Annotated in this window: 11 protein-coding genes; all 11 read left to right on the forward strand. The window is 34.0% G+C overall.

The annotated features are described in order from the left end of the window. Positions 1–18 precede the first annotated feature (18 nt). The gene (locus K8P03_RS07550) at positions 19–870 is read left to right on the forward strand and encodes a fructosamine kinase family protein (protein ID WP_223420014.1); all 852 of its coding nucleotides are present in this window, start codon (positions 19–21) and stop codon (positions 868–870) included. A 96-nt stretch (positions 871–966) separates the two neighbouring features. Beyond that, on the forward strand, positions 967–2,637 hold the full coding sequence (locus K8P03_RS07555; protein WP_223420016.1) for a tellurite resistance TerB C-terminal domain-containing protein: 1,671 nt from the start codon (positions 967–969) through the stop codon (positions 2,635–2,637). After that, complete coding sequence (locus tag K8P03_RS07560; RefSeq protein ID WP_223420019.1) at positions 2,630–3,952, forward strand: ATP-binding protein; 1,323 nt, start codon at positions 2,630–2,632, stop codon at positions 3,950–3,952. The genes K8P03_RS07555 and K8P03_RS07560 overlap by 8 nt, the downstream gene beginning before the upstream one ends. Next, on the forward strand, positions 3,949–6,039 hold the full coding sequence (locus K8P03_RS07565; RefSeq protein WP_223420021.1) for a DEAD/DEAH box helicase: 2,091 nt from the start codon (positions 3,949–3,951) through the stop codon (positions 6,037–6,039). Before K8P03_RS07560 ends, K8P03_RS07565 begins: the two co-directional genes overlap by 4 nt. 57 nt (positions 6,040–6,096) lie before the next feature. Then, a complete protein-coding gene (locus tag K8P03_RS07570; RefSeq protein ID WP_223420024.1) occupies positions 6,097–6,822 on the forward strand; it encodes a hypothetical protein in 726 nt (241 codons plus the stop codon). After that, a complete protein-coding gene (locus K8P03_RS07575; protein ID WP_223420026.1) occupies positions 6,819–7,565 on the forward strand; it encodes an ABC transporter ATP-binding protein in 747 nt (248 codons plus the stop codon). Before K8P03_RS07570 ends, K8P03_RS07575 begins: the two co-directional genes overlap by 4 nt. Further along, positions 7,562–9,460, forward strand: coding sequence for an FtsX-like permease family protein (locus K8P03_RS07580; protein WP_223420028.1), 1,899 nt, complete (start codon positions 7,562–7,564; stop codon positions 9,458–9,460). The genes K8P03_RS07575 and K8P03_RS07580 overlap by 4 nt, the downstream gene beginning before the upstream one ends. Then, positions 9,438–10,106 carry a response regulator transcription factor gene (locus K8P03_RS07585; protein ID WP_223420030.1) on the forward strand — a complete coding sequence of 223 codons (669 nt, stop codon included), beginning with the start codon at positions 9,438–9,440 and terminating at the stop codon, positions 10,104–10,106. Before K8P03_RS07580 ends, K8P03_RS07585 begins: the two co-directional genes overlap by 23 nt. After that, positions 10,099–11,067 carry a sensor histidine kinase gene (locus K8P03_RS07590; protein ID WP_223420033.1) on the forward strand — a complete coding sequence of 323 codons (969 nt, stop codon included), beginning with the start codon at positions 10,099–10,101 and terminating at the stop codon, positions 11,065–11,067. The genes K8P03_RS07585 and K8P03_RS07590 overlap by 8 nt, the downstream gene beginning before the upstream one ends. Before the next feature lie 9 nt (positions 11,068–11,076). Continuing rightward, the gene (locus K8P03_RS07595; RefSeq protein ID WP_223420035.1) at positions 11,077–11,508 is read left to right on the forward strand and encodes a hypothetical protein; all 432 of its coding nucleotides are present in this window, start codon (positions 11,077–11,079) and stop codon (positions 11,506–11,508) included. Between the two features lies 1 nt (position 11,509). Beyond that, complete coding sequence (locus K8P03_RS07600) at positions 11,510–12,421, forward strand: restriction endonuclease (RefSeq protein WP_223420037.1); 912 nt, start codon at positions 11,510–11,512, stop codon at positions 12,419–12,421. The last annotated feature ends 93 nt before the right edge of the window (positions 12,422–12,514 follow it).

The raw sequence follows: 12,514 nt of genomic DNA on the forward strand, positions 1-12,514 counted from the left end.
GAAAGAATAGGGGATATTATGGAAAAAATTATAGAATTATTACCTATTAATAATGTAACAAATATCAGCCCAATTGAAGGTGGGGATGTGAATGATTCCTACAAGCTTGAGGCTGATGGTGGATCTTATTTTATGAAGGTCCATAAAAACAAAGATGCTTCATTTTTTGAATGTGAAAAAGCCGGACTTAAGTTATTTGAAGAAAATGGAATTTTTGCGCCAAGAGCCCTCGCAAGTGGGGATATAGATGGGTCAGCATATTTACTCATGACCTACCATCACGAAGAAAGAGCTGGTAGCCAGGAAGACTTGGCTAAGGTTATTGCAGATATTCACAAGATAAAAAGTCCTGATGGGAAATTTGGTTTTCCTTATCCATTTATTGGTACAGCTTGTGATTTTGACAATGAATTTAAAGACACTTGGAAGGAAGTTTTTCTTTTCGAGAGAATGGACAAGCTAAGAGATATGCTTATAAAAACCAAACTTTGGGATGATAAGGATAGGATTAGGTACGAAGAAGTAAGGTTTGTCATAGAAAGAGAGCTTGATAAACATAAGTCAGAAGCGGTTTTACTCCACGGCGACCTATGGGCAGGAAACTTTATGTTTGATGAAGACGAAAGACCAATCGTATTTGACCCATCACCACTTTATGGTGATAGGGAATTTGATATTGGAGTTTCAACAGTTTTTGGCGGTTTTAGAAAGGCTTTCTATGAGGAATACAAGGACCTAATGCCACTTGATGAAGGCTATCAACAACGTCTTAATTTCTATAGACTCTATATTTTAATGAAATATATGTTAAGGTTTGGTCCAGTTTACGATTCATCTGTAAATGACCTAATGAAGATAATTACTAAGTAAAAAAGTGCTTCGGCACTTTTTTTATTGGAATTTTTTGCCTTTAGAAAAGCTCCTTACAGCAGTATAATGATACATAAGCTAGAAAAAGGAGGGGCCATGGATGATATTAAGGCTTTGATTGAAAATTTACTTAATGATATCAAAGATGTAGATAAAAAGAAAATTAAAAGAAAAATTAATACTGACCAAGTCAAAGCTTCTATCAACCTTGACCTAGGAGAGAAAAACGACGGCTATTACGTGTCAAAACTAAGGCTTACAGGTAATCTTTTGGATGTGCCAAGTCAGGTTAAGTCACAGAGCCTAAAGCTTTATATAAAGTTTGCAAGGCTTGGCGAAAAAGAAGTGAAAATTACAAAGTCTCCTTATTTTTATAACCAACTTTACGTCCTAGCCCGTGACTATGTTGAGGATTTTATAGATCCCTACCACGAAAAAAAATCGGCAAGGATCTATAGGAACATAAAAAGTCTTATAAATAGAGATTTAGAACCTCTTTTTGGTCCAGTTGCTGAAGATTTTTTAAAAAAATTTCCAAGCCTAAGCAAGGATGTAATTGATTTTTATAACCTAACCGCATCAGGGAAAGTGGCTGTATTTTGGGATATGGATGGGAAACTTCGTGATAGGTATGATTTTCAAAAAGATGAGGAAAGGGCCCTACTCCAATTAAGTCAAAGGAGAAATGTCCTTTGGGAAAATCCGATTTTGGCAGACCTAACTATAAATTTATTCCTTAAAAGTTTGAAAATAATTTTTACAAGGCCTGAAATTAATAGCGATATTTTAAAAACTTACGCCAGGCCCTATACACTTTCGAAAAATCTTTTGGATAGCCTATTTATAATGACAGAGGCTAATGTTAGGAATAAATTTTCCTTCTTAGCTGGGATTAAAACCCAAAGGGCTATAGATATTCTCTTAGAAAACCAATGCGATGACATCTTGAGTGTTTTTATGGATTATCAATTAGTTTTTCTTGATAATTTGGAAAATAAAAAAATAGAAGAAATTTACCTGGGATATCTTAAGGAAAATCCTCAAAAATCAAATGATATAGCGGCTTTCATAGAAAGTTTGAATCTTGACCGCCAAGAAGAAATCCTAAGGTCTTTTGATAATAGGGAAAATTTTGGAGAAATTTTAGATAGTCTTTTAAAAGCTGATTTTACGCCGACAAGGGTCTTGGCACTTTACTATATTTTCAAAAATAATATGGAAAGACCAAAAGATAAAAAGGCACTTTTTGAAATAATTAGGGACGAAAATTACCAAGATTTTTTGGACCTAATTAAGGATAGAAACTTTGATATTGACCTAGTTTCAGAAGTTTTAGACCTTAGGGAAATTAAGGCTAAGAGGATTAAACTTGATAAAAGCCTTGTGAAAAAATCAAGGAAAGACTTGTCAAAGACAGTCCAAACCATAAATGATTTTGTTGGCGGAGATGAAGAACTTCCTGTGAATGAGGAAATTCCAGAAGAACTTAAGACCGAGGATAAAAAGGAAGAAAATCAAATTTCTAATGAAAAGATTTCTTCATCAGCAAAATCTTTTCTAGAAAAAATCTTAAAAGAAGGCTTTATTTCAAAGAAGGAAGCGACTGGCCTTGCTATGGATCAAGGGCTTTTCTTAAATGTTTTTATTAATAATATTAATGACGAATTATTTGAATATATAAATGATCAGACTTTGGTAATTGAGGATGACAGGATCCTTATTGATGAGTTTTATGAACAAATGGTAAAGGAGTTAATTGATGGATAGGATAAATCCAAAAGAAGCGAGCACTATTATAAAAAGTCTTGAAGCGGGAGTTGTGCCAGACATTGGCCTTGGCCACCTCCTTGTAGGCAGAAAGGCTGAAGTTGACGAGCTTATAAAGATTTTGGCAAATATAGAAAATGGAGATTCTGACCTAAGGTTTTGGGTTGGCGATTTCGGGTCCGGCAAGTCTTTTATGCTTAAAACCATAGAAAACCTAGCCCTTTCTAAAAACTTTGTAGCATCAACCATTGATCTAAATCCATCAAGAAGATTTTATGCGACAGACAGGAAAGCTGTAAACTTATATTCTACAATTATTGAAAACCTCAAGACAAAAAACGCCAGGACTGGCAATGTAATTGAAATAATTTTTGAAGAATGGATTTCAAATATCTTTGCCAAGCTAAGCGCAGACAAAGGATACGACTTACAAGATTTGATGAGAGGCGAATATAAGGACGATGTAATAGGAATTATCCTTGAAACTCTGGCAAAATTTAGGACAGTTGGGCTTTCCTATGAATTAGGTCAAGCAATTTCAACATACTATGAGGGCTTTATTACGGGTAACAGAATCTTAAAGCTTAAGGCTATGAGGTGGATAAGGGGAGATATTACCACAAAGACAGAAGCTAAAAAAGACTTGGGCATAAATGAAATAATTAATGATGATAATTATTTTGAAGCTATAAAAAATCTTGCCGAGCTTTTTCAAGAAATTGGCTATGCTGGTTTTGTAATAAATTTTGATGAGGCGGTAAACCTCTACAAACTCCCACACGCCACAACCAGGGAAAGAAATTACGAAAAGATTTTAAATATTTACAACGAATGTAAGTCAAACCAAGCCAAGGGTTTGTTTATAAATTTTGGGGCAACAAGAAAGACTGTTTTTGACGAATCGAGGGGACTTGCTTCCTATGGTGCCCTAAAAGGCAGGCTTGGAAGCGAAGCCTCTATGGATAGTGATTTTGTAAATACCAATAAAACTGTCCTTGGCCTTAAGGTATTAAGTGACGAAGAGATTTACACCTTGCTTGAAAATCTGGTAAATATTTACAACACTCATTATAAAGCTGAAATAGATGTATCAAGTTCTGAAATAATTTCCTACATGGAAGGTCAGCTAAATAGGCCGGGTGCCGATGAATTTTTGACCCCAAGGGCAGTAATCAAGGACTTTATAGAAATACTTGATATTAAAAGACAAAATCCAGAGACAGAAATTTCTGATCTTTTAGCTGATAAGTTTGGAAATATTCTTCCTGTTGCCAAAGACCCTGACAATTTAGATGATGAAATAGAAGTGATATGACAAGTTCTTATGATTTATTAGCCAGGGATATGAGAAAGTATATCTACGAAAAAGGCTGGCCATCACTTACAAAAATCCAAGATGCTGCTATTAAACACCTATATGGTTCGGAGAATAATTTAATCTTAGCAGCACCAACAGCATCTGGAAAAACTGAGGCAGCCTTTTTGCCAGCCATATCCCAGTCCACAGATATTAAAAATAAGCTAAAAATTTTATATATTTCACCTCTTATTGCCCTTATAAATGACCAATTTAAAAGAATTACTGATATGTGTGAGGACCTTGATATTGGTGTCACTAGCTGGCATTCTGAGGCATCGGTCAGTCAAAAGGAAAAACTTGTGGAAAATCCTTCGGGTATTTTACTTATAACTCCAGAATCCCTGGAAGCCATGCTAGTTTCCGATAAGGGGAGGGCAGAAATATTATTTAAGGACCTGGATTTTATCATAGTTGATGAAATCCACGGATTTTTGGATTCAAATAGGGGATTACAATTAAAGTCTCTCCTTGTAAGAATACAAAATTATACAGAAAAAAACCCTAGAATGCTGGGCCTTTCTGCAACTATAGGGGATAAAAACTACGACTTAGCTAAAAATTTTTTCTTAAATGGGAGGGAGACTAATATCCTCCTTGATAGGTCGAAAAACGACTTAGTGACTAGTCTTGATTATATAGAATGCACAGATGTAAATGAAGAAATTGCTAAAAAAATTTTGGAATATTCCCTAGGAAAATCAACCCTAGTTTTTCCAAATTCTAGGGCAAAGGTGGAGAAATTATCTTACTTGCTAAAAAAACTTGTGGCAGAAAATTCCTATGAAATTAGGGTTTTCTCCCATCATTCGTCAATATCAAAGCTAAAGCGAACTGAGATAGAAAATTTTGCCAAAACTAGCAGGCAAGATTTTATAATTGTGGCAACTTCTACCCTAGAACTGGGAATTGACATAGGGGCGGTTGACCAAGTAATTCAAGTAGGATCTGCAGCTTCGGTTTTATCTTTATCTCAAAGACTCGGTAGGTCAGGAAGAAGGACTCGAAAATCAGTCATCCATCAAATCGCCACAGATAAATGGGACTTAGTCCAGGCCTTGGCATCACTAAAGCTTTTTGAAGAAGGCAAGCTTGATAAAATTGACGTTCCAAGAAAATCTTATGATATTTTTGCCCACCAGGTCTTATCGACCCTACTTGAAAAAAACGGTCTTTTAATTGAGGATTTTTACAATTTAAACCAAGATTTAAAATCTTTCGCAGATATTTCTGATGAAGAATTTAAGACCATAACTAAATATCTTTTAGATAAAGATTTTGTGGAAGAAATTGACGGCCAATATATAGTCGGCAAAGAAGCTGAAAAACTAATGACCATGGGATCTTTTTATAACCAATTTGTGGCGAAAAAAACTTACAAGGTCCAAACTGATAAGCTAGTCTTGGGAGAAATTGAACTTGGAGAAAATTTAAGAATCGCCGATAGGATTTACCTTTCTGGAGGGGTTTGGAAAATCGAAGCCATAAACCACAAGACTCGAAAAATTAGAGTCAGCCTTTCTGATAAGGCAAACGCCAGGAGTTTTGCTGGAACAGGTGGATTTGAAATTAGCGGTCAAGTAAGGGCAAAGATGGAAGAAATTTTATTAAATCCTGAGGGCCTTGACCTTGATGAAAAAATAAAAGAAATAATAAAGGATTTATGCGAGGAGATAAGTGAAGAGGCTTATCATTTTGTAGACCTCGATGGCAAGACTGGCCTTAGGACTTTTAGGTCAACAAAAATAAATAAAACCCTGGCTCTTATGCTAAATATCAAAACAAAGTCCCTTGATTATTATGTAGAAGATAAGTCTTCAACTATTTTGGGACCGAAAATTAAAAAAGACTTTGAAAACCTAAGGGAAAATCCACTTGAATATTCTGATATAGAAGCTTATCTTGCTGAAAATCCAAGGCTTATAGAAGGCTATATTTCCTTAAATAAGTTTATGGTCCTTGTACCAGATTCTTTGAAAGTTATTTATATTATAGAAAATATCTTAGACCTAGGTGGAGCAAATGAATACTTACAAAACTTGTAATTAAATATTTCCTTATTTCATGTTATTATTTAATTAACAAAAAATAAGGAGGATATCATGAAACACGCAAAAGAAATGTTACTTATAGGTCTAATAGTTTTTGGAGGAATTTTTCTAAAAGCATCTGGATCTATAGGACAAAAAGACTATGAAAATGAATTAAGAGATAAGAAGGCCAAGGTAGAAGAATATTTGGGCCAGGTTGATGGAGTAGAAAAAGAATTTGTAGAAAAATATCTAAATCACGAGGATGAAGATCCAAGTGTGGTTGTTAGCGAAAATACAAACCTTGATACAGGCGAGTCATATAAATATATACAAGCTAGAGATTCAGAAATAAATATTGATATTGGCGGCAGGCTTGATGGGGTAATCTTCTTTAGAAAAGGCAATGAAAGATGTTGGATAGATACAAATAAAAAGATTTATTATACAGATACTTTCGATTATAGCAAAAATCCTAAGGAAGACTCTATAATTTCTAGTAATGAAGAAATGATTTACGAAAAATTCTTAGATGGCTACGACAAAGAAGTCGAAAAACTAGAAAACGGCTACAAAGTAACTAGTCTTGATGATTTAAACAAGGGATCATATGATATCTATGATGAGGATATTAACTTAATTGAATCCTTCACAGACAACAGCCAAGGTAGGTGGAAAGAAGTTATTGTTTCAAGATCCGCAGATGTTAATGAAACTTATGAGAAGCTCCTAGGCCTAAAAGACACCTATACAATGGTTGACGATTTAGGTCAAATAAAAAACAAAGGTAAGCAATGAAATTTGAGAGAATTTTAAAAGTAGAAAATCTTGAAAAATATTATGGTAAGGAAGACAAAAGAGTCTTATCCCAGCTAAACTTTGACCTTCTTGAAGGCGAGTTTTTAGGCTTAATGGGCAAGTCCGGCTCGGGAAAGACTACTATCCTTAATTGTCTAGCAAGCATAGGGTCCTTTAATAAGGGCTCTATTTCCTATTTTGATAAGGATATTTCCCTTTTTAATAGGAGGGCGATTTCTTCTTATAGAAAAAATGTAATTTCCTATATCTACCAAGATTTTAAACTAATTGATATTCTCACTGCCTATGAAAATATAATCTTGCCTTTAAATATTTCAAATAAACAAATAGATAAGGCAAGGGTCTTAGAAATTGCAAAGATTTTAGAAATTGAGGACATACTTGATTCTTATCCGGAAAGTCTTTCTGGCGGGGAAAAGCAAAGGGTAGCCATAGCTAGGGCTTTGATAAAAGAATCAAAGATTATCTTAGCAGACGAGCCAACAAGTTCTCTAGATAGTAAGCTTAGTGCAAATGTCCTAAGACTTTTAAAAACTTTTAATAAGGTCCACAAAAGATCAATAATAATGGCAAGTCACGACACAAGAGCAATTTCTTTTACAGATAGGGTTTTATTTTTAGATGACGGCAAGATTTATAACGAGCTTAGACGTAAGGAAAATGAGTCTAGGGAAGAATTTCTAGAAAGAATTGAAAATGCAGATAGGAAGTTTTTAAGATGAAAAGAAATGAATCTAGCAAAAAACTTTATCTTTTAATCTTAATAATATCTTCCATCACATCCTACATAATTTTATCCATCGATAAGTCTGAAGTTTTTTCCTATATCTACGAGGAAAATAGGTATTATCTCCTTGATACGGTCAGGCTAATTTACCTAGTTTCCCTAATTTTTATTTTTATTTTGATTTATTATGCAAGTTTTTACATGATAAGCGAGAGGAAAAATGACATCGGGCTTTTGATGGCAGAAGGGCTAGGACAAAAGAAATTATTTATCTTACTTTTTAAAGACTCCCTAAAAGACCTTTTGAGGGCAAATATTTTGGGCCTATCCATATCTATTTTCATCAATGAATTTATAAACCTTTTGACTGTAAAGGTCCTAAGTCTGGGTCTGACTTTCCATAATTTTAGCGTATCATTTAAGGCCATTATTTTGACCCTGGCTATAAGTTTGTTTTTAAACAGCCTATCAATTTACACTATTGTTAGAGATTTTTATAAGAAAAATCCTGATGAAATTTTTAGGGGAGAAATAAGGTCAAGGTCAGATTCTTTTTTATTTTTGGCACTAGTTTTGTTTTTACTAGGAACAATTTTAAATTATGATTATTTTTGGGAAGATTTACTGGTCTTACTAAGTCTTATAAGTATATTTTTGCTTATACTTTTTTTTATATTATCAAAAATTCTCCAAAAGACCAGCGGGAAGAATTTGATTGTAAGGAAAAGTTTGAGCCTAACTTTTAAGAAAGACAAGGCTTCCTTGCTTTTTACAAGCTTTATGCTTATTTTAGGGACCCTTATCCTGGCTTACACAATCTTAACAAGTATAGCGTCCAGAAATGCCTTAGAAAGGCCAGCTGACTTTACCCTTTATGATTCTAAGGAAAAGATAGATATCCTATCGAAAGACCAAGATATGGCTCAAATGATAGGGGAAATTTATCCGGTTTTTGGTTATGAGTATTGGGATATTGATTCAGATGAACTTAATAATCTGGTTAAGGCAAATATCAGCCTTGATAGACAAAGTAGGAATGAATTTTATTTTGAGCCCGGGTTTTTATTAAGAGAGTCTTCTTTTGAAAATATTTATAAGATAGAAGCTGACTTAGGAGATAATGAAGCTATTGTTCTTGCAAAAACAGAAAATGAAAAATATGCCCTTGAAGAGACACTAGCTAAGAAAGACTCATCTCTTATAATAGGGGGCAAAAATTATAGGCTAAGAAATATTGTAAAATCAAATAAGATTTTTTCTAACGATGTAATTGGCCTAGCCAGTATGGTTGTTGTTAATGATAAGGTTTATGACTCTTTGATTTCTAAAAAAGAACCCTTTGCCTATAATATAAATCTTTCAAAAGACTTTGTAAACTCCTTTGGTTTTTCCAAAGGATCTGATATGCTAAGACAGGCTTTCATCGACGGGGGCTATAAGTATGAATCCTACATCTGGCAGGCGAAAAATGCTATTTCTCAAATTACAGAAAATCTCTACACTTATTTTTATTTGAGTTTTATTTTTATTCTGGCAGGGCTTAGCTTTTTTACAATTAGGATCTTTATCCTCTTTGAAAAATCCAAGGAAAAATTAAGAATCCTAAGCTTGATGGGTCAGGATATGGATGAAATAAGGGCTATAATCAAAAAGGAATACACAACGCTTTTTCTCACTGTAGGTCTTGTTTCACTTATTGTGTCAATATTTTTATTTACCAAAATACCATATACAATGAATATATTTTTCAAACTAAAACTTAGCAAAATAATTGGAAGCTTAGCCTTAATCAGCCTAGCACTTTTGATTTTAATGGGCCTATTTTTGAGGTTTATCCTAAGAATGAGCTATGAAAGGATACTTAATTATGAAGAAGATTTTAATAATTGAAGATGATAGAAACCTCCTAAATGAACTAAGGGAATTTCTTGAAAATATGGGATATGAAGTGGCAAGCGTGGATAATTTTCTAAAGGCAAATGATCTTGCCCTTAAAATGAGGCCTGACCTTGTGATTTTGGATATAAATCTTCCTGGGATTTCTGGTTTTGATATTTGTAGGGAAATAAAAGAAAAATCAAATATTCCTGTTTTGATGCTCACATCTAGGGTTGGGATTGAAGATGAAATAAAGGGTCTTGAAATAGGGGCTGATGAATATCTAGCCAAGCCAGTTGATACCAGGAGATTGATTTTGAGGATGGAAAAACTCCTAGATCTATTTGATCATTTCCAAGATATTATAAGTGTAGGTGACTTAAGCCTTGAATTATCAACATGTAAATTATCCTACAAGGAAGCCTACCTAATTTTGCCACAAACAGAGTCCGATATTATAAAAAAACTAATGGAATCCTATCCAGAGATTGTGACAAAGGATGACCTCTTAAAAGCAGTTTGGTCTACAATTTACATTGACGAAAATATCCTGCAAGTAAATATAACAAGGCTACGTAAAAAACTTAAAAATCTGGGCCCTTATAATATTTATAACAAGAGAGGCCAGGGCTACGGTCTAGGAGAGATAGATGAATAGCACATTAAAAGATGGACTTCTTTGGATAATAGCCTTTCTTGCCTTGGATGCTTTATTTATTTTTTTAATTTACCTAATAAGTCCAGGCCTAATAAGAAATTTCATAATATTTATCCTCTTATTTACAATTTTGGCCCTTGCCTTTATTCTTAGGTCAATAAAAAGGAAAAATGATAAGAAAAAGGCCTTACTAGAGGAATTTTTGCTAAATAATTCCTTTATGGCCAAGGATTTGCTTGTAGCAGAATTTGGCCATGATTATGGTCAAATCTTTGGTGACTTTCAAAGGGCTATAAAGATTAAGGATAAGAGGCTCGAAGAATCAAGGGCTAAGCTAATATCCTATAGGGATTTTATAGAAATGTGGGCCCACGAAATAAAAACTCCCCTTGCTTTTGCAAATTTATTTCTTGAAAACCACAAAAATGATTTTGACAGGGAAATCCTTGATAAGTTAAGCCTTGCCAACACAAATATAGAAAATTATATCAACCAAATCCTTTACTACGCAAGAGTAGATGCAAACAAAAAAGACTACAAGATGGAAGATGTCCTCCTTAGAGAATGCCTGGATGAAGCCATCAAGGCCTATTATCCATTGATTGCAGAAGAGGGGATTATTATAAAGGAAGAAGTAGGAGAAGCCAAAGTTTTCACTGACAAAAATACCCTGGTATTTATCATTTCCCAGATTATTTCAAATGCCATTAAATACTGTGATGGAGTTATAAATATCACCAATAAGGGTAAAAATCTTTATATAGGAAATAACGGACCAAAGGTTGCCGACCAAGACCTAGCCTTTATCTTTGAAAAGGCCTTCACAGGCGAAGTTGACAAGATTCATAAATCAACAGGCATGGGTCTTTATCTGGCAAAACTTTATGCAAAAGACCTTGCCATAGATATAGAGGTTGCTGAAAATAGGAATGGTAACTTTGTAATAGGCCTAAAACTTTAAGGAGAATCTATGATTTTAAAACCCGAAAAGCTTGTATTTAGCCTACACGATTCGAAAATTTTCTATATAAATAGAAGGGAAAGGAACCTTGAAATAAGCTTATCAAGTATGGTTATTTTTGAAAATGGCAAGACTTTTGCTATCAATAATCCTAAAATCATCTGCCATGACCTTATAGATATAGAAGCTAATATGGATTATCCTGTGAGAATACTTGCTTTTGAAAAAAATCCTATAAATTTAAGTCTAGATGAATTTAAGGACTACACCTTTGATATTATTGAAGAAGCCTACGGCCAAGGCCTCATTCACTTTTATGGGATAGGTAATACTTATAAAGATGGGAAACCATCCACCTATGATATGTCAATTGATATTTTCTATAGGGGAGAATTAGAGGCTATTTGGGATAGGAAAGACCAGGTTGAAATTAAGGGATAGTATGGAATTAAGTAAGAAGTTTGAGCTTCAAAAGTGTAAAAACAAAATAAAATACCAGATAAAGCATGAAGATGTGCCTATTAAGCTTGATCCAAACCTTGATGAAGCCATTAAATACCTCTTGTGGTATGTGCCCAATATAAATTCTGAGCAGGCCAAAAAAGAAGACCTTCTTACCAACATGGAATACGACGACTACGTATTTGTGGAATTGATGGCTGCCATGAAGCTTAGGGATGAGGATGTACTTTTTACCGAGGCAATAAAAAAGTCAATCGTGGATGATTTTAGGGGTGGAATTTGCCCAAATGATCAAAAAATCGTTATGACTTTAGCGGACGGTGAGACTAAGACAATGAGCCTTTTAAGACACGTAAGAAATGCCATAGCCCATGGGAATTTCAATGTGGTTGAAGGTTTGCTTGTTGGTTTTGATATCAAAAGGCAGGCTGACGATAAGATTCAATATAAGGGAATATTTAAAATTTATCCTGAGGGACTTTTAAGAGCCCTAAGGAAAATCCACTTTGACCTATCAAGCCAGGAATTTATTTCAGAAGCCTTCAGAAGAGCTGGTTATAGGGTAGAGCCTTACCAAGAACAATACCAAAGAAGTCACCGTTTTGACCTCTACGCCAAAAAGAATGACAGGCGTTTTGCCCTAGAAATAAGAAATTACGAGTATGGTCACAAGGTGTCAAAGAAAGAAATTTCTAAAATGATAAAAGACTTTAGGGGCGGGGCTGATGATTTAATTCCAGTTTTAATTATAAATTCTAATTATCTTACAGATGCGGCTAGAAATAAGCTCTTGAGGGAAAAAGTTATAATACTAGATATAAAAAATATTAAGAAGATGCACAAGGGCAGGGACATGGTATCAGAAATCCTTAGAGATAATTTAGTTTTCTAATAAGAAATTAAAGAAAATTGACAAAAACTTTAAATTTTTTTAAGGTCTGGTATAATGAACCTACATCGCAAGTTTGTAACGATGTATTTAGGA

It is taken from the genome of Anaerococcus murdochii (assembly GCF_019957155.1).
In the GTDB taxonomy this organism is placed as follows: domain Bacteria; phylum Bacillota; class Clostridia; order Tissierellales; family Peptoniphilaceae; genus Anaerococcus; species Anaerococcus murdochii.